Below are 19,258 nucleotides of genomic sequence, written 5' to 3'. Positions count from 1 at the left end.
GCGCGAGCGGTCACGGTGACGGTCTCACCGATCTCCAGCTCGATCGTGTCAGAAACAACCTCACCGTCAACGAGGTACTCAACGCCCTCAACCACCGGGATGGTGACGACGTTGTTCTCGACAGTCGGTGCCGCGGCGGTTGCGGCAGCATTGTCGTAGGTGAAGGCCCATGACGTAGTCGATTCCTCGGAGAGCTCGTAACCAGCGACGGCACGAGCAGTCACAGTAACAGTCTCACCAATTTCAACGGGAACCGTACCGGTCACCACATCGCCATCGACAAGGTACTCAACGCCTTCGATGGAAGGAATCGTGATCGCGTTGTCTTCGACCGTAGGAGCTTCAGTTTCCACCACGGTGTTCACGTACGTGAAGTCCCACGAACCGGGAGCGGTCAGATCGTAACCGGGAACTGCGCGTGCGGTCACGGTGATGGTTTCACCGATCTCGAGCTCGATCGTGTCAGTCACGACCTCTCCTGCGACGAGGTACTGAACGCCCTCGACTTCGGGAATGGTGATGACGTTGTTCTCGAAGCCGGGCTCTTCCGCGGTTGCGGCAGCATTGTCGTAGGTGAAGGACCACGACGTTGCCGAATCTTCCGACAGCTCGTAACCAGCGACCGCGCGAGCAGTCACGGTCACGGTCGAATCTACAGCAACAGGGACGGTGCCGGTCACAACATCGCCATCAACGAGGTACTCGACGCCCTGGACGTCAGGAATCGTGATGGTGTTGTCATCGACTGTAGGAGTAGCCGTGTCAACGACAACGTCGACGTATTCGAAAGACCAGCCTGTTGTACCGGTCAGAGCGTAGCCTTCCACCGGGACGGCAACGACAACGACGGTTGCGTCAACTCCAACAGTGATTGTGCCGGTCACGATCTCGCCATTGACGCGGTATTCAACGCCATCAACCTCAGGAATCGTGATCGTGTTATCTGCAAAGGCAGGTTCCTCCGCCTCTACTACCGTGTACACGAAGTCGAAGGTCCACTCGGTTGCCGAGTCCGCAGTAAGCTCGTACCCAGCAACCGCGCGAGCGGTCACAACGACCGTTGAACCGGCCTCGAGCTCGATCGTTCCTTCGACTACCTCAGCGCTAACGAGGTACTCAACGCCCTCAACCACTGGGATGGTGACAGTGTTGTTCTCGAACGTCGGTGCCTCGGCTTCAACAACCTCGTTCACGTAAGTGAACTCCCAGGTGGTTTCGGAGTCTTCAGCAAGGTCGTAACCAGCAACTGCGCGAGCAGTCACGGTGACTGTCTCGCCGATTTCTACCGGAACAGCAGCGGTCACGATCTCGCCGTCCACGACATACTCGACACCCTCAACAGCGGGAATCGTGATCGTATTGTCGGTGAAAGTGGGGGCGTCGGCTTCCACCACGGTGTTCACGTAGGTGAACTCCCACGAACCGGGTGCAGTCAATTCGTAACCAGGCAGAGCGCGAGCAGTGACGGTCACGGTCTCATCGACCTCGACCGGCACGTTGCCGGTCACGACCTCGCCGCCAACCACGTACTCGACACCCTGAACCACAGGGATCGAAATGACGTTATTAGCAGACGTCGGCGCCACGGCAGTGACCGCAGTGTTGTCGTAGGTGAAGGACCACGACGTTGCCGAATCCTCGGCGACCTCGTAACCAGCAACCGCGCGAGCGGTCACCACAACGGTCTCGTCAATTTCAACAGGAACCGTACCGGTCACCACGTCGCCGTCGATCAGGTACTCAACGCCGGTGACAACCGGGATCGTTATCTCGTTGTCGACAAAGACGGGAGCAATCGTTGCAACCACGACGTTCTCGTAGGTGAAGTCCCACGAACCGGGTGCAGTCAGATCGTATCCGGGAATAGCGCGTGCGGTGACGGTGATGGTTTCACCGATCTCCAGTTCGATCGTGCCAGACACAACCTCACCGTCAACGAGGTACTCAACGCCCTCAACCACCGGAATGGTCACGACGTTGCTCTCGACAGTCGGCTCGACTGCGGTTGCCGCAGCATTGTTGTACGTGAAGGACCACGAGGTCGCGGAATCCTCCGAGAGTTCGTAACCAGCAACCGCGCGAGCAGTTACCACAACGGTCTCGTCGATACCCACCGATACAGTGCCGGTGACCACATCGCCATTAACGACATACTCGACACCCTCAACAGATGGGATCGTGATGTCGTTATCGACAAAGCCGGGAGCAACCGTGCTTACCACTGCGTTGACATAGGTGTAGTCCCATGACCCAGGAGCGGTCAGGTCGTAACCGGGCAGTGCGCGAGCGGTGACGGTGATGGTTTCATCGATCTCCAGCTCGATCGTGCCAGACACAACCTCACCGTCAACGAGGTACTCAACGCCCTCAACCACCGGAATGGTGATGACGTTGTTCTCGAAGGTTGGCAATACTGCGGTTGCAGCAGCATTGTCGTACGTGAAGGACCACGACGTTGCCGATTCCTCGGAGAGATCGAAGCCAGCAACTGCATGCGCAGTCACGACTACGGTTCCATCAATCTCGATGCCGACTGACCCGGTAACGACAGTTCCGTCGACAAGGTACTCAACGCCCTCAAGAACAGGGATGGTGATCGTGTTGTCAGCAACCGTCGGAGCCTCGGTTTCCACCACAGTATTCACGTACGTGAACTCCCAGGAACCGGGAGCAGTCAGGTCGTAACCCGGCAATGCGAGAGCCGCGACGGTGACGGTCTCACCGATCTCCAGTTCGATCGTGCCAGTCACGACTTCTCCTGCGACGATGTATTCAACGCCCTCGACTTCGGGAATGGTGATGACGTTGTTCTCGAAGGTTGGTTCTGCTGCGGTTGCCGCTGCATTGTTGTATGTGAAGGACCACGAGGTCGCGGCATCCTCAGAGAGCTCGTAACCTGCAACCGCACGAGCAGTCACGGTGAGGGTCTCGTCAATTGCAACCGGAACATCGCCGGTCACAACCTCGCCATCAACGAGGTATTCGACGCCATCGGCTGTTGGGATCGAGATGACATTGTCGTCGAACGTGGGAGCAACAGTGTCAACCACGACGTCCACGTACACGTATTCCCATCCCCGCACACCGTCCAGCTCGTAGCCGTCCATCGGGGAGGCAACAACGACGACGTTGTCATCGACACCAAGTTCGATCGCGCCCGTCACAACTTCGCCGTTGATGTAGTAGATGACACCTTTCACGGTGGGAATCGTGATCGTGTTATCAGCGAAGGCGGGTTCCTCCGCCACGACAACCGTGTTCACGTAATCGAAGGTCCACTCGGTCACTGAGTCCTCTGCCAGCTCGTAGCCGGATGCAGCGCGTGCTGCGATGGTCACGGACTCGCCGATACCGAGTTCGATGTCCTCGGTGACAACTTCATCATCAACGAGGTATTCGACGCCCTCGACAGAAGGAATGGTGACTGTCTCACCGTTGTCGCCACTTTGCTCGGGAGCAGCGGGGGTTACGACGGCCGCATCACCGACGAAGCTGGTTGTCACGCCATCGAACGAAATCGAGTTGATGACGATCGGTTCAGCATTCCAGACTAGAATGCCGTAGGCGAGCACGTCGTGCTTGCCAAGGGCCGTCTTGATCTCGTCGAAGGACTTGTTGGTGCTTCCTGCGATCAGGACGTTACCGTTGCCGTCAACAATCGGGCTGGAAACCATCCACTGGTCCACATCCGCCATCGAACCCGATGCTGGGAACTCTGCGCGGAGCGTCGTGAACTTTGCATCCAACACACCGTCGGGGTAGTAGAACACGGGAATCTGAGCGAAGACAGGGTCATCGCCTTCCCCAACCTCGACGGTCAGAGTCTTGGCGAGGTCGACACCGTTCTGGATGAAGTTCTCAGGCTCAAAACCATTGATGATCTGAGCCATGCCGTTGAGTTCGAGACCCACTGCCTGCGGACCGTTGTACAGGGTCTCGTAGGAGTCGGCTCCGCCGCTGGCGTGACCTTGGTGCCAACCCGGGTAGGTGTCCTCGTTCGGACGGATCTCGGTGTCGACAACGAACTCATCGGCTCCCTCGTAGCTACCTGCCTCGAGTGATCCATCGTAGAAGTACGTGGTCTTACCCTTGGCGGAGAACGAAGAAACGAGAACGTCAGTGCTCGGCTTGTCGACAAGGAAACCAGCCGCAATCACGCGAGCATCACCGAACTCGTTCAGAGCGGCAACAATCTGATCGATCGGGTAAGCGGTGTTCGCCCTGATGTCCGAACCAATGGCTCGGGAGCTGATCCAAAGATCATCCTCGACATCCGCGCCCTGGCGAAGCGTTGCCCAGTTCCAGGTGCCGGTTTCGTTGTAGTTGTAGTTGAAACGAAGCGGAATCTGGTAGTAGACCTTCGAGTCATCGGAGGTCACGATGTCAAGGCTTGCCACAAGCTCAGGGATCGACGTCGTGTCGTTCAATCTTCCGGTCGGACCAACGAGATCGTTGCCGTTGCCTTCGACGATCAGTCCGCGACCACCTGCGGGGATAACAACGCCGTTGCGCTGACCCACGATCGTATCTTGAGTGGAGCTCGGATCGAAGTGCCAAACGTTGTAGAAGTCAGTCTCTTCCTCAGCATTGGTGGTGTTCGCAATGTCGTCGAGCGGGACGTACTCCTCGCCCTCCTCCCACACTGTTTCGTCCTGATAGAAGCGCGTCACAATATCGTTGAAGGTGACCGAGAGAACCGTGGCGTCGGCAGACGCGGCACCGGTGTAGAAGCCGTAACCGACCAGTTCGTTCACGTCGATTGCATCGATGATCTCGTCCCAGGTCAGCTCAACGTTCTTGGGCACTGCGATCGAGCCATCAGCGTTCTTGATTTCCCAGCTGGAGACCCAGGTGGGAGCGTCCGACATCGCACCCGACGCCGGCACCGGTGCTCGGAAGGTCGTGAACTGACCTCCCGGTACGCCTTCCTGGTAGGCAAAGATCGGGACCTGAGCCCACACAGTGCTCGAGCCTTCAGCGACCTCGATACCGAGCGAGTATTCGGCAAGCTGGAGGCCGTTAAGAACTGCAAGGTTCTCACCGTCGTCGGAGTCCAGACCGAGACCATTGAGGATCTGGACGGTACCCTTCAGGTTCAGGCCCGCGGGACGACCATTGTCCAGAACAGTCGTGTATGTACCGGCGGTCACAGGGTTGTGTCCCTGGTGCCAACCGTTGTAAAGGGTCTCGTCGGGACGAATCTGCTGATGAACGAGGGTCTCGTTCTCGGCTGTATAAACTGGGAAACGCGGTTCCTCGTAGAACTTGGTTTCGACGCCTTCCGCCGTGAACGAGGAAATGAGGACATCAACGTCCCGGTAGTAGACCTGGAAGCCAGCAGCGATCGGAGTTCCATCGACTTCGTCGAGGACGCCGGCGATCTCTTCAATCGAGTAGGGCCGATTCTTGACAATCTCGATGGTTGCGTCATTGCCGACATTGATGTCGGCGGAGCTGATCCACTGCGAATCGTCGGCAGACACCGTCTTGCGCAGGGTGGTGAACTTGGGCGCCTGAAGCACTCCGTCTACCTGCTCGTCCCAACTGTAGAAGACGGGAATCTGGTAGTCGACAAGATCAGGAGCTGAGGTGACGAGGTCGAGCCCCTCCGCCAGTTCGAGGATCGACGTGTCATCGACCGGAACCCCGCCGATCTTGACAATGTCGTTTCCGTTGCCCTTGACGATGAGGGCGCGATCTCCGGCCTGCACCGTCATGCCATTGAGATCCTGAACGACATCGTCACCGATGGACGAATCAGGATCGAAGTGCCAAACGTTGTAATTGGCGGATTCTTCGTCTGAGTTGCTTGTGTGGACTATCTCTGACGCCGGTAGGTATCGGACTTCTTCTGCCGCAACTGCGGAAGAAGCAATCACCCCTATGCCGCTCGAGGTCAGAGCAACTGCCGCAAGAGCGGCAATACTTCTTCGTATTTTCATTCTGCTCTCCAATGATGAAATGGGCGTAACCGCACCCAATGCCATTATGGCGAGCGGAAGGGGCAAAAAACCACAGAAAGATCCACTGACTCCCCGAAGAGCAACCCAAACGGATCCGCAACGCATAGCGAAGAATTAACAAGTTACACAAAAGAAGCTTTCCACTCACAACCAAAGAGTGCACAACGAAGGTAAAGACTGAGGTAGCCTCTTAATTTAGTTACAATAGAAACTATTTCGGGAGATTTTGATACCGGAAGGAGCAGACCGATTCGTCCCGGCACCTACACCGGGGTAGCCTCGCCTGTTGCCATATGTTGTACGAGCTACTCAGCTCTCCTCGTAGGCTCGCTTCTGCTGCTCCAATTGCATGAGACGAGCAAAGAGTGCTTCGTACTCACTGTCCTCGGGATTGGTGCGCTGGAGCCGACCGCGGATCTCACCAATCTGGCGGGTCACACCCAGCCGCAGGAGGGACAGGATGATGCCACGGGCGTAGGTCCACAGCCCCTCGGGATCCTTCTGCGGAAGAGGCGCAACCGAGATCTGGGAGATGGCGGCAACGACCTCCGGTTCCGCCTGCTCAGACACGCTGTCGACGAACCAGTTGGAGGCCTTGGCCGCAGCATCGGGCACTCCCCGGGAGACAAGCTCCTCTTCCTTTGCCGCGTAAGAGGCGACACCTCCGGCCGCCCTGATGGCGTCGTGAATGGAGCGATGGACGGGAACGACGAACGTCTCGGCCGGCAAATCATCGACACCGGCGGCGCGCGCGTAGTTCGGCATCTGCAGGATCACCTCGAGGGCTTCCCTCTCGATGCGTTCGATCGGGTCGCGGAGCTGATTCCTGGGCGCCAGCTGCGCCGGTGTCTGTCGTGCCTGCCCGCGCGGCCCACCAGCATTGCGGACATAGCTGCGAACAGTGTCCTCGTCCATGCCCAACCAGCCCGCGAGTTGTCTCGTGTATTCGCCACGCAGTACCTGGTCGCGGATGCCGGCAACCATGGGGGCCGCCGCACGCAGGCCGGCCACCCGGCCCTCTGCCGTGTCGAGTCGGGCTCCCTTGAGGACGGAACGAATGGCGAAAGCGAAGAGCGGTTCACGGGTCTCGATGAGCTGCCGCACCCCCTCATCGCCATCTTCCTGGCGCACATCGGCGGGATCTCGGCCCGCCTTGTCGACGGCGATGAAGGTCTGGGCCGCGAACGACTGGTCTTCCTCGTAGGCACGTAGCGCCGCCTTCTGCCCCGCCTCGTCGCCATCGAAGGTGAAGATGATTTCGCCACCCACGGACCTGCCGGAGGAGAGCTGGACTCCAGCGGAGGGCGAGGCCGAGTCACCAATGAGCCTGCGCACGATCTTCGTGTGTTCGGTACCGAACGCGGTGCCGCAGGTGGCGACGGCGGTGGTGATGCCGGCGAGATGCGCCGCCATGACATCCGTGTAGCCTTCGACGATGACGACCTGACGGCCGGAACTGATCGCCTTCTTCGCACGGTCCAGCCCGTACAGCACCTTGGACTTTTGATACAGCTGAGTCTCTGGGGTGTTGAGGTACTTCGGCTGCCCCTCACCGATGATGCGGGCGCCGAAACCGATGGTTTCACCCGTGATCGAGTGAATGGGCCACATGATGCGGCCACGGAACCTGTCGTACATGCCGCGGTTGCCCGTGGAGAAGAGGCCGGTTGCGGCCAACTCCTGCTCCGTGAACCCCTTGCCCCGCAGGTGCCGCAGGAGCTCATCCCACGAGTCCGGCGAGTAGCCCACCTCGAAGGAGTCAATGACCCCGCTGTCGAAGCCTCGGTTCGTCAGGAATTCGATGGCGACGGAGTTGCGGGAAAGCTGGTCGCGATAGAACTCGACCGCCGCCGTGTGAGCATCGACGAGTCGCGCGCGGGTCACTCCCCTGTTCTCGCGAGGCCCCTTTTCGTCGCGGAGCTCGACCCCGACCTTGCGGGCAAGGAACTGGACGGCCTCAATGAACGGGATGTGCTCGATCTTCTCGATGAAGGAGAAGACGTCGCCGCCCTCACCGCAGCCAAAGCAGTGCCACCTGCCGACATGCGGGCGCACGTGGAACGATGGCGACTTCTCATCATGGAAGGGGCACAGCCCCTTCATCGATCCCGTGCCTGCGTTCCGCAGGCTCACGTAATCCGATACGACCTCTTCGATCCGAACCCGCTCCCGAACCTTGTCGATGTCTTCTCTGGGGATCACAGCGGGCTCCTGAGCATCCCGCACAGGCGGGCGTGCCACGCCATGGCCGACTGGTCCGTCAGGGACGCAACCTGATCGATGATGGCGCGCAGCTTCGTCGCCTCATCGCCCGACTCCCGGTAGATGTCGAGATACATCCGATCCATCTCGGAAGGACGATCCCACAGCGCGTCGACCAGATCAAAGAGCACGGAACGCTGCGACAGGTAGGTGGGTTCCAGTTCCCTGGGCGCCATGACGTACGTGACGGCAATGCCCTTGAGGAGCAGGATCTCGTCGGCCGTTTCCTCCGGAATGATGACCTCTCCCTCGTACCGAAGCGACGTCGGGGATGCCTCGGACACTGCAGTCAGGAAGCGGCCAATGAAGTCTGAGGTCAGGTCCTTGAGGCGAGCAAGGCCGCGCTGGGAGCCGTTGTAGCTCTCCGGGAACAGCGGCTGAAGCCTCTTGAAGGCGGCCTCGATCCGCTCGCCGTCGCCCCCGTACCAGTTGACGGTGGCTTCCACGACCTGACCGATCTCGTTCGGAAGGTTCTCAAGCTTGACCTTGCCGCGGACAACGGCGTCCTCGACGTCGTGCACGGAATATCCGATGTCGTCCGCGAGGTCCATCATCTGCGCTTCCACGCACTTGCCCGTGTGCCCCATCCGTGCCCACTCGAAAACGTCCCGATCGTCCTCGTAGACGTTGAACTTCCGCTTACCAGCCTCGGCTCCCCACGGGTACTTAATGGTGGCGTCGACCGTGGCACGAGTGAGGTTCATCCCGGCCGGCCTACCATTGGGGAAGAACCGCTTCGGTTCGAGACGGGTGATGAGGCGCAGAGTTTGAGCATTCCCCTCAAAGCCACCAATGTCCTTCGAGACCTCCGCGAGCGCCCTCTCACCGTTGTGACCAAACGGAGGATGTCCGAGGTCGTGACACAGGGATGCGGTTTCGACGAGGTCCTGGTCGGCTCCCATGTACTTGGCAAGCGAGCGGCCGATCTGGGCGACCTCGAGGGTGTGGGTGAGGCGGGTGCGCACGAAGTCGTTCGTCGCCGGTCCGAGTACCTGGGTCTTGGCTCCGAGCCTGCGCAGGCCGGATGAGTGCAGGACTCGAGCCCGATCTCGTTCGAAGTGGGAGCGGGCGACACTGTGGGCACCCTCGGGTGCCCAACGCTCTACGTCAAGGCCGTCATAGTCCACCTTTAGAGCTTACAACGAGCCGCAAGCCCCGCGCGCATTTCTCCCCTGTGGACCGAAGTGGGGACACAGGGTTTCTGAGGACGAGAGTGGGGACAGGGGGTCAATGAGTCCCGCGCTGGGCTACTGTGTGACGATAGGTTCGGAAGGCACGCGGAATGATCGAAGGATTGCGTGGCGTTGCGGCACCTCAGGGAGTGCCTTGTCTTACAAGAGCGCTAGGCGTGAAGCGCCGCGGTTGCCCGCGTCCTTGGACTCAGCCTCCGGATACACCGATCTCTGCGGCGTGGATCTTGAGACTCTGCTCGGGTGAGAGTTGGCGCGAGTCGAGCCAGAACTCGGGCAGGTGCGGCTTCTTCTCGGTGCCTGCGCGGCCCCGAGGCCCGTCTGCTGCCTCGGGATACTCCTGGTCGGGGATGGCGGCGAGCCTCTCGTCGAGTTCGTCGAGGGTTGAGACGAGGGCGAGGTCCCTGCGTGCCTCTCCCCCGATGGCGAAGCCCTTGAGGTACCAGGTGATGTGCTTGCGCATCTCCCTCATCGCACGGTTCTCTTCCTCGAAGTACTCGATCGAGTATTCGGCGTGACGGTGGATGATCTCTGCGACGTCGCGGAAGCTGGGTCGTGCCCGCACCGTGGACCCGTGAGAGTCGGCAACGAGGTCGGTAAAGATCCAGGGCCTGCCCTGGCATCCCCGTCCCACAACGATTCCAGCACATCCCGTGTGGTCGCGCATGGCGCGAGCGTCGTCAGCGCTGAAGAGATCGCCGTTGCCGAGAACGGGAATGTCGAGTTCCGCCACGAGGGTCGCGATGGTGTCCCAGTCGGCCTTACCTGCGTAGTGCTGGGCCATGGTGCGTCCGTGGAGCGCCATGGCAACCACGCCGGCGTCCTGGGCGATCCTGCCAGCATCCAGGTACGTCTGGTGGTCGTCATCGATGCCGATGCGGGTCTTGATGGTGATGGGGATGCCACCGGAGTTGTCGACCGCGGCCTTGACGATCTCGGTGAAGAGGTCGGTCTTCCACGGGAGTGCGGCTCCGCCGCCCTTGCGGGTCACTTTCGGGACTGGACATCCGAAATTCAGGTCGATGTGGTCGGCGCGGTCCTCGTCGGCAAGGATCTTGACCGCCGCACCCACGGTCTTGGGTTCGACGCCGTAGAGCTGAATGGAGCGGACGGGATCGTCCGGGTCCGGTTCGACCATGCGCATGGTTTCCGGGTGGCGTTCCACGAGCGCCCTCGTCGTCACCATCTCGCACACGTACAGTCCACTGATTCCCTCGTAGCCTGCCTGTTGGGCACCGAGTTCGCCTGCCTCTCGGCAGAGCCGACGGAAGGGCGGGTTCGTGACGCCAGCCATGGGCGCCAGGACAACGTCCGTGACGTTGAATTTTCCGATTTGTAGTTCAGGCACGCGCTAGCCTCGCAGCAATTCCGGTGGTGAGGGGAATGGCGAGAACGAGACCGATGGAGGCAACCAGAGTTCGGACAATCTCCTCGGCAATCTCGCCAGTAGACAGTGTAGCGAGGAAGGTACGATCAAGCACCGCTGCGGACATGAGGAGAGGCAGAGATGTGCCGACGTAGGCGAAGGCGAGAGTGTAAATGGTGGAGGCGATGTGATCCCGGCCAATGATCATGCCCTGCTTGTAGAGCTGGGCGACAGAGGCACTGGGGTTCGCGACTCGCAGCTCCCAGATCGTCGAGACCTGGGTGATGGTGACGTCGTTGAGGGCGCCGAGGCCCGCCAGGATCATGCCGCACACGAGGATCTGATCCAACTGAATGTCGTATCCCGTGAGCGAGAGCGCGGAGTCCGACAGCGTGCCCGTGAGATTCGCGAAATCGGTGGCGACGACGGCGAGGATTCCGGTGACGAGCAGGCCGCCCGCGGTGCCGAGAATCGCTGTCGTGGTGCGGATTGATATGCCGTGAGCCAGGTAGATTGACGTGAACATCATGGCCCCGGCACCGACCAGCACCACGAGAAGCGGGTTCGATCCGGCAAGGAGCGCGGGAAGCATAAAGACAATGACGACGGCGAGGGACAGTGCGAGGCCCGCGACTGCGGCAATACCCTTCCCTCGGGCAACGACCGCCACAACGAAGAGGTAGAGCCCGATGAGGATCCAGAGCGGAACGTCTCGCTCAAAGTCCCAGAAGATGTAGGGGGTGCCGGTCCCGACCGCGGAGGGCGTGAACAGGACCTCTATGGAGTCACCCACATCGAGCCCGTTACTGATGATTTCTGGTGGCACATGGACGGGAACCTCGGTTCCTTCGTCGAGTAACATCCGCACCTCGGTAGCCCCGGTCTCGTCCGGTTCACCAATCATGATGACCTCACCGGTTTCGACCTCAACGGATCTGGAAAGGAGCGGGGCCGACCCCGCTGGGCCGTCCGAAGGCGGCCACAGCAGGATCAGTCCGATGAGGGTGGCGAGGGCCAGGGGGACGACAATGGCTGCCTGCCAGATGGCAATGCGCCGTGTCGTCCCCTGGTCCAGGGTCACGTCCTCGTGCCCGTGCACTAGCGAGGAATCCGCTCGTTCAGGTAAGCCGAGACCTTCGACAGCGAGACACGTTCCTGCGCCATGGTGTCGCGGTCGCGGATGGTGACAGCCTGATCCTCGATCGAATCGAAGTCGTACGTGACGCAGAACGGGGTGCCGATCTCGTCCTGACGGCGGTAGCGGCGACCAACGGCGCCAGCATCGTCGTACTCGACGTTGAACAGTCCGCGCAGCTCCTGCGCGAGAGCCTTGGCCGGTACGGTCAGCTCTTCCTTGCGGGACAGCGGGAGCACGGCTGCCTTGACGGGAGCGAGGCGGGGGTCGAGGCGCAGCACAACGCGCTTGTCGACACCACCCTTCGTGTTCGGGGCCTCGTCCTCGTGGTAGGCCTCGACAAGGAACGCCATGATCGAGCGGGTGAGGCCCGCCGAGGGCTCGATGACGTAGGGCGTGTAGCGTTCACCGGTCTGCTGATCGAAGTACTCGAGCTTCTTACCCGAGTGCTCCGTGTGAGTGGACAGGTCGAAGTCGGTACGGTTAGCGATGCCTTCGAGCTCGCCCCAGTCGCCGCTCTGGAAGCCGAACTTGTACTCGATGTCGACGGTGCGCTTCGAGTAGTGCGACAGCTTCTCCTGCGGGTGCTCGTAGTGGCGCAGGTTCTCGCGGCTGATGCCGAGACCCGTGTACCAGTCGGTGCGGTGCTGCAGCCAGTACTCGTGCCATTCTTCGTCCGTGCCGGGCTTGACGAAGAACTCCAGCTCCATCTGCTCAAATTCGCGGGTACGGAAAATGAAGTTACCGGGGGTGATCTCGTTACGGAACGACTTACCAACCTGGGCGATGCCGAAGGGAGGCTTCTGGCGTGCCGAGGTCATGACGTTGTTGTAATTGACGAAGATGCCCTGAGCGGTCTCGGGACGCAGGTAGTGCAGACCGGACTCGTCCTCGACGGGGCCGAGGGTGGTCTTGAGCATCATGTTGAAGTCGCGGGGCTCGGTCCACTCGCCCTTGGTGCCACAGTTCGGGCAGCCCAGGTCCGACATCGGGACATCATCCGGGTTCTCAATGCCCTTCTTGTGGGCGTACTCCTCCTGCATCTGATCCACGCGGAAACGCTTGTGGCAGGAGAGGCATTCGGTGAGCGGGTCGTTGAAGACACCGACGTGGCCGGAGGCAACCCAGACCTCGCGCGGAAGAATGATAGAGGAGTCGAGGCCGACAACATCATCGCGGGACTGAACCATGTAACGCCACCACTGGCGCTTGATGTTTTCCTTCAGTTCGACACCGAGCGGCCCGTAATCCCATGCCGATCGAGTACCACCATAAATCTCGCCGGAGGGGAACACGAACCCGCGCCGCTTCGCGAGGGAGATAACGTTGTCAAGTTTCGATGTAGCCATGGGAACCTTTCTGTTTCCCGTACCTGGATGGCACGGATGCTGACATACGTGATCAAGTATCCCCGAATATGCTGAGAAAGCCACAATCTGACGTGGCCTAAGCCTCCCCTCAGTAAATTGACAATGATTATCATCAAATAGAGAATGATTCTCATGAAGCGAATGACTCCCATTGCGGGCCTGGGTGCGGTTGCCCTGGCCCTTGCCGCCTGTTCTAGTACCGACTCAGATGACTCCGATGCCACTGGCGACAACGGCGCCGCCATTGACGTCACGACATCCATTTATCCCCTCGCCTATGTTGCTGAGGAGGTCGGCGGTGACCGTGTCAACGTCACCACTCTGACCCCCGCTGGCTCCGACGACCACAATCTCGAGCTCTCCCCCCGCCAGGTCAACCAGCTCGACTCCGTGGATCTCGTCATCTACGCCTCCCAGTACCAGGGCGCCATGGACGACGCGATCAACACCACCTCTCCCGAACGCGTCATTGACGCCATGGAATACGTCGATGTCGCCGATGACATCGACCACTCCGATCACGACCACGGCGACGATGATCACGCGGACGAGGATGCTCACGATCACGAGTCGGAAGACGCCGAGGGCACCGAAGATGATCATGACCACGATGCCGAATCCGAGGCGACCGAAGACGACCACGATCATGCGGAGGACACAACTGACGAGTCCGCTGATTCACACGCTGGTCACGACCACTCCGGCCCCGATCCGCACTTCTGGCTCGATCCCACCCAGACCGCTCTTCTCGCCCACCCGGTCGCTGAGCAGCTTGCCGAGATTGATCCCGACAACGCCGACGAGTACCGTGCGAATGCGGATGCTCTTGTTGCGAGCCTGACCGAGCTCGATGAGGACTTCCACGCTGGGCTTGCCCAGTGCGAGAGCCGCGACTTCGTGGTCTCCCACGAGGCCTTCGGGTACCTGGCAAACGCCTACGACCTGCACCAGCACGGCATCGCGGGCATCGAGATCGACACCGAACCGTCCCCGAGGCGTGTCGCTGAGGTCACGGAGCTCATTGAGGAGACCGGAGTATCATTGATCTTCGCTACCTCAGATGCTGAAATGTCTATCACCGGTGTCCTGGCTGAAGAAGCCGGGGTGGAGGTCGACATTCTCGACGCAGGGGCAACCCAGCGGGACGAGAACGTGGATTACGAGGAAATCATGCGAACAAATCTGACCAAACTACAAAGTGCACTGGGGTGCAGTTGACAGCAGTAGAACTTGAGGATGTTGGGGTGCGCCTAGGCGCATCCCAAATCCTGTCTCACATCAATCTTTCCGTTGCGCAGGGCACCACTCTCGGCATCCTTGGACCCAACGGATCCGGAAAATCAACCCTCGTGCGTTCGATCCTCGGGATCTTTCCGCACACGGGCACGATCAAGCTGAACGGAGAGAAGCTACCGGGGCGAAGCCTGGACTGGAAGTCCATTGGCTACGCCCCTCAGCGCGTCACCTCCACGGCGGGCGTTCCCGCCACCGCACTTGAGGTTGTGTCCTCAGGATTGCTGTACGGCAAGCGCTTCCGGCTCGGTAAGAACCCGAAAGAGAAGGCCATGGCCGCGTTGGAGGAGGTTGGTCTCGCACATCGCGCCAACGAGTCGGTCCAGACCTTCTCGGGTGGTCAGCAACAGCGCGTCATGCTCGCCCGTTCCCTGGTCCGCAACCCCTCGCTTCTGTTCTTGGATGAGCCGTTCTCTGGCGTGGACCGCCAGTCGCGCGTCAAGATCACGGAGGCACTTGCCAGGGGCCGGGCCAACGGCCTCACCATTGTCGTTGTGCTGCACGAGTTGCAGGACCTCGCTCCCCTCATCGACAACACGATTGTGATCGAGCATGGGCGGATTGTTCATCGCGGCGATGCTCCCGTTGTGAAGCCGGGTCATGACGATCCCGAGCACGAGCACGATCACGAACACGGGGAGGAACATCCTTCCTTCAGGACACCGGACATGGAGGGCGGCCTGTGATTGAGATCCTTGGTGAAATGTGGGGAAGCGACCTGCTACGTCGCGCACTCATCACCGCCGCCATCGTCGGCATCTCCGCCCCCGTCATGGGAACCTACCTGGTTCAGCGCCGCCTCACCCTCCTCGGTGACGGCATCGGCCACATGGCACTGACCGGTGTGGCAGCCGGCTGGCTGGCCGCCTCGGCCGCTGGCGCAACCCAGCAGGATCAGTGGGCCGTTCCCGGAGCGATCATTGCCTCCGTAGTCGGCGCCCTTCTCATCGAGTACCTGCGTGCCCGCGGCAAAGCCTCCGGCGATGTCGCTCTCGCACTCCTGTTCTACGGCGGTATTGCCGGCGGCGTGCTCCTCATTGGCATCGCGGGCGGCACCACCGCCAACCTCAACGCCTACCTGTTCGGCTCCATCTCAACCGTCACGACCCTCGACATGTGGCTGTCGATCGGCCTTGCCGTCATCATCTTCATTGTCGGCATCGGCTTAAGACCCGCCCTGTTCGCCCTCTGTCACGACGAGGAGTTCGCGAAGGCCAGTGGCATGCCCGTGCGGGTCCTCTCGGTCGTCATCTCCGTGACCGCTGCTTTGACGGTCGCGATCTCCATGAGGGTCGTCGGTGTTCTCATGGTGTCGGCACTCATGGTCATCCCCGTCGCCACCGCGCAACTGGTCTCGCGGTCGTTCACCGCAACCATGCGCATCGCCATGATCATTGGCCTGGTCGTGGCCGAGGCGGGCCTCATCATCACCTACATGTACGACATCTCCCCCGGCGCCATGATCGTCACGCTCGCTGTAGGATTGTACGCCCTCGTATCAATTGTGCGTCCAGTCCTAGTAAGATCGCGTGTGAAAGATCCTCATCCGACCATGGATGACGAGCTGAGAGGTGAAAATTGTCGAAAGGCGTAGGCCAACCGATCCGTCGCTCCACTCGTGCCCGCTCCCTGATTTGGCAGGCGCTGGAGTCCACCGACAGGTTCCTGTCGGCGCAGGGCATGCACGAGCTCCTGACCGAGCGCGGTGAGGACGTCGGTCTTGCCACCGTCTATCGTTCCCTCCAGATGTTCGCTGACGATGGGGATGTTGACTGCCTGCGCGACTCCGACGGCGAGATGCTGTACCGCAAGTGCATGCGAAAGGCCCACCATCACCACCTGATCTGCCGCCGTTGCGATCGCACCCAAGAGGTCGAGGATCACGCGATCGAGGAATGGGCTGAGAAGACCGCCCAGCAGTACGGCTTCGCCAACGTTTCCCACACCTTCGAGCTGTACGGGGTGTGTGCGGACTGCCAGAAGGCCGCGAATGCCTGAGTCGATCTCCAACGGCCCGCTCGTTTGGATGTATCTGTTCCTGCTCGTCGTTGTGTTCTGTCGGGCGCAAGCAACCTACTGGATCGGCTACTACGTGACCTCGCGTCTCGTGAAGAACGTTCCCGAGTCCGGGTGGCGCCGCACCTTCTACGACTGGTCCCAGAAAGAGGCCGTCAGCCACGGCATCGATACTCTGCACCGGCGCGGCTGGATCATCATCCCGCTGTCGTTCCTAACCGTCGGTTTCCAGACCATCATCCAGCTGAGTGCGGGTCTCACCCGCATGTCACCACCCAAATATACCCTTGCGATGTTCCCCGGGTGCCTCGCCTGGGCTCTCATTTACTCGACGATCGGCTTTGGCGTGTGGAGCGCACTGATCGCAACATTCGCGGGATCCCCCGCCGGCATCGCCTCCCTCGTCATTCTGATCCTCCTCATCATCGGCTGGGTCGTGTTCCGCAGGAAAGCACAGGAGAAGATCATCAATGACTGAATTCAGCGTCCGCCTCCCCATTCGGCTTGGACAGTTCCTCAAGCTGGCCAACCTCGCAGAGTCCGGTGCTCACGCACGCGAACTGGTCGAGGCCGGTGATGTCTTGGTCAACGGGCAGCGATGCACGCAAAGAGGCAAGCAGCTCCAGAGCGGCGACACGGTCAACGTTCACGGCGAAACCCTGACCGTCGCGGCCGAAGACTAGGCGCACGACCCCAATCGCTTCCTACGAAGTAGTTCAGGTGAAGGGGAGAACGGTACCGTCCTCCCCTCTTCTCAACTCTGTTCTGGTTGACTGATCTTTTCCACCTGGCTCGTGCATTCGACGTAGCAATCTCTGGGTACCAAGACCGCAACTTACTGCCCTAGCTCACAAGCAATTGTCGTCTCCGGTGTCACATTTTGTTCATTTAGTGGACACTGGTGAGGAATGTTTACGACACGTCGAGGGGTTTCACCATGACGGCAGTACAACTCAACAACCTGATAAAACACTTCAAACGAGGCAAGATCAAAGCGGTTAACGGCATTGACCTGACCATTGAGGAAGGCGAGATCGTCGCCCTTCTCGGACCGAACGGCGCGGGGAAAACAACGACCCTGGACATGGTTCTCGGACTCACGGAACCAACGCAAGGCACCGTCCAGATCATTGGCAAGAAGCCACGGCAAGCGATCGATGAGGGACTCGTCAGCGCCGTCCTCCAGACAGGCGGTCTACTCCACGACCTCAAGGTCGGCGAAGTAGTCGACTACGTTGCCTCCAACTACCGCACCCCAACTCTCGGTCGAGCTGTCCTTGAGCGTGCAGGTATTGAGGACCTTGCAGACCGCAAGGTCTCCCTGTGCTCCGGTGGTGAGCAGCAGCGGCTGAAGTTCGCGCTCTCCCTCCTCCCCAACCCGGACCTGCTGGTCCTGGACGAGCCGACGGCGGGCATGGACGTGAACGCGAGGCGGTCCTTCTGGGCCAACATGCAGGAGGAGGCCCGGGAGGGCCGCACCGTCATCTTCGCCACCCACTACCTGGAAGAGGCTCAGTCGTTCGCGGAACGCGTCGTACTTGTCGCGGGCGGGAAGGTCGTGGCCGATGGGCCGATGGTGGAGGTCCGCCACCACACCGATATCAGGCTCGTGTCCGCGCACGTGGAGAACGAACGGGCCGTCCGCGATCAGATTGGCCAACACTTCCCCGATCTCGAGGTGACGATCCACAATGACCTGCTCGAGGTCAAGAGCCCCAGTAGCGATGAGCTGGCACGCCTCCTGCTCTCCATCGAGGGTGTCAGCGGTCTCGAGATCTCGGCTCCGTCCCTTGAGGACGCCTTCGTGGACCTCACGGGCGACAAGGAGGTGCAGTCATGAACGGCACCATGTACATGATTGAACTCAAGCGAGTTCTCCGCGACCCCGCCTCCCTCTTCTTCATCGTCGCGATCCCCGCCTTCATGTTCATCATCTTTGGATCCACCATGGAGTGGGCGGACCTCAAGGTCGGCAATGGCAACATCGCGATGTCCACCATGATCGCGATGAGCGCGTACGGCGCCGCCACGGCAACGTCCTCAATCTCGGGCATGGCGGCCGTGGAGAAGACGCAGGGCTGGGGCAGGCAACTTGCCCTCACCCCGATGAAACAATCGACCTACGTGATGGTGAAGACGGCACTGTCGATGACGATCGCGGCCATGCCCATCGGCCTCATCTACCTGCTGGGCTTCATTCTCAAGTCCGAGGCCACCGGAATGACCTGGCTTCTCTCCGCCGTCATCCTGCTCGTGGGTTCCATGATGTTTGCCCTCTACGGTCTCATCTTCGGTCTGTTCTTCAAGAGCGACACTGGCGCATCTGTTTCCTCCGGCATCCTCGTCATCCTCGCGTTCCTCGGAAACCTGTTCGTGCCCCTTTCCGGCGTCATGCTCACCATCGGCAAGCTGACTCCCCTCTACGGATATGCCGCCCTCGCCCGCTACCCGCTGTACGAGGGAACGGGATATGACATGAACGGCAACGAAGTGGACGAGCCACTCTGGCAGGCTCTCCTCAACTTCGGAGTGTGGACGGCAATCTTCGCAATCCTGTGCGTCTACCTTGTCCGCAAGGGAACCAAGCGAGTCTAGGCCGCTAAAGTCTCGGAGGCGAAGAGAGCCTCGGGTCGAAGAAGTCGACAGAGAGGAGCCTCGGAACC

General features: G+C 60.4%; 14 protein-coding genes. 8 read left to right on the top strand and 6 right to left on the bottom strand.

Annotation, left to right across the window (positions count from 1 at the left end; all coding sequences use genetic code 11):
* From QMB98_RS04565 to QMB98_RS04540, 6 genes are all read right to left on the bottom strand, one after another.
* The coding region (locus QMB98_RS04565) for a hypothetical protein (protein WP_371684489.1) at positions 1–5,942 on the bottom strand (5,942 nt) is incomplete at its 3' end.
* Between the two features lie 330 nt (positions 5,943–6,272).
* Positions 6,273–8,165, bottom strand: coding sequence for a DNA primase (gene dnaG / locus QMB98_RS04560; protein ID WP_371684488.1), 1,893 nt, complete (start codon positions 8,163–8,165; stop codon positions 6,273–6,275).
* Entirely contained in the window at positions 8,162–9,352 is a 1,191-nt protein-coding gene (locus QMB98_RS04555) for a deoxyguanosinetriphosphate triphosphohydrolase (protein WP_371684487.1), read from the bottom strand. The genes dnaG and QMB98_RS04555 overlap by 4 nt, the downstream gene beginning before the upstream one ends.
* 253 nt (positions 9,353–9,605) lie before the next feature.
* Positions 9,606–10,763 carry a tRNA dihydrouridine synthase DusB gene (dusB, locus tag QMB98_RS04550; RefSeq protein ID WP_371684486.1) on the bottom strand — a complete coding sequence of 386 codons (1,158 nt, stop codon included), beginning with the start codon at positions 10,761–10,763 and terminating at the stop codon, positions 9,606–9,608.
* Positions 10,756–11,862: a YibE/F family protein gene (locus QMB98_RS04545; RefSeq protein ID WP_371684485.1), complete on the bottom strand. Its 1,107-nt coding sequence runs from the start codon at positions 11,860–11,862 to the stop codon at positions 10,756–10,758. The genes dusB and QMB98_RS04545 overlap by 8 nt, the downstream gene beginning before the upstream one ends.
* Before the next feature lie 17 nt (positions 11,863–11,879).
* Positions 11,880–13,265: a glycine--tRNA ligase gene (locus QMB98_RS04540; protein WP_371684484.1), complete on the bottom strand. Its 1,386-nt coding sequence runs from the start codon at positions 13,263–13,265 to the stop codon at positions 11,880–11,882.
* A gap of 153 nt (positions 13,266–13,418) precedes the next feature.
* Here QMB98_RS04540 and QMB98_RS04535 point away from each other — a divergent pair, with 153 nt between their 5' ends.
* The 8 genes from QMB98_RS04535 (at position 13,419) to QMB98_RS04500 (ending at position 19,190) form a co-directional block, all read left to right on the top strand.
* Positions 13,419–14,504, top strand: a complete 1,086-nt coding sequence (locus QMB98_RS04535; RefSeq protein ID WP_371684483.1) for a metal ABC transporter substrate-binding protein — start codon at positions 13,419–13,421, stop codon at positions 14,502–14,504.
* A gap of 26 nt (positions 14,505–14,530) precedes the next feature.
* Positions 14,531–15,265 (top strand): metal ABC transporter ATP-binding protein, encoded by a 735-nt coding sequence (locus QMB98_RS04530; protein WP_371684482.1) that lies wholly within the window; start codon positions 14,531–14,533, stop codon positions 15,263–15,265.
* Positions 15,262–16,173 carry a metal ABC transporter permease gene (locus tag QMB98_RS04525; protein WP_371684481.1) on the top strand — a complete coding sequence of 304 codons (912 nt, stop codon included), beginning with the start codon at positions 15,262–15,264 and terminating at the stop codon, positions 16,171–16,173. The genes QMB98_RS04530 and QMB98_RS04525 overlap by 4 nt, the downstream gene beginning before the upstream one ends.
* On the top strand, positions 16,158–16,577 hold the full coding sequence (locus QMB98_RS04520) for a Fur family transcriptional regulator (RefSeq protein WP_371684480.1): 420 nt from the start codon (positions 16,158–16,160) through the stop codon (positions 16,575–16,577). The genes QMB98_RS04525 and QMB98_RS04520 overlap by 16 nt, the downstream gene beginning before the upstream one ends.
* The gene (locus QMB98_RS04515) at positions 16,570–17,073 is read left to right on the top strand and encodes a DedA family protein (RefSeq protein ID WP_371684479.1); all 504 of its coding nucleotides are present in this window, start codon (positions 16,570–16,572) and stop codon (positions 17,071–17,073) included. Before QMB98_RS04520 ends, QMB98_RS04515 begins: the two co-directional genes overlap by 8 nt.
* Positions 17,066–17,278, top strand: a complete 213-nt coding sequence (locus tag QMB98_RS04510; RefSeq protein ID WP_371684478.1) for an RNA-binding S4 domain-containing protein — start codon at positions 17,066–17,068, stop codon at positions 17,276–17,278. The genes QMB98_RS04515 and QMB98_RS04510 overlap by 8 nt, the downstream gene beginning before the upstream one ends.
* Before the next feature lie 254 nt (positions 17,279–17,532).
* Positions 17,533–18,435: an ABC transporter ATP-binding protein gene (locus QMB98_RS04505; RefSeq protein WP_371684477.1), complete on the top strand. Its 903-nt coding sequence runs from the start codon at positions 17,533–17,535 to the stop codon at positions 18,433–18,435.
* Positions 18,432–19,190 (top strand): ABC transporter permease, encoded by a 759-nt coding sequence (locus QMB98_RS04500; protein ID WP_371684476.1) that lies wholly within the window; start codon positions 18,432–18,434, stop codon positions 19,188–19,190. Before QMB98_RS04505 ends, QMB98_RS04500 begins: the two co-directional genes overlap by 4 nt.
* Positions 19,191–19,258: the final 68 nt, after the last annotated feature.

The organism is Flaviflexus sp., assembly GCF_041440645.1.
GTDB lineage: Bacteria > Actinomycetota > Actinomycetes > Actinomycetales > Actinomycetaceae > Flaviflexus.
Note: the sequence above shows the minus strand (reverse complement) of the source record. Positions and strands in the feature narration are given on the sequence as shown.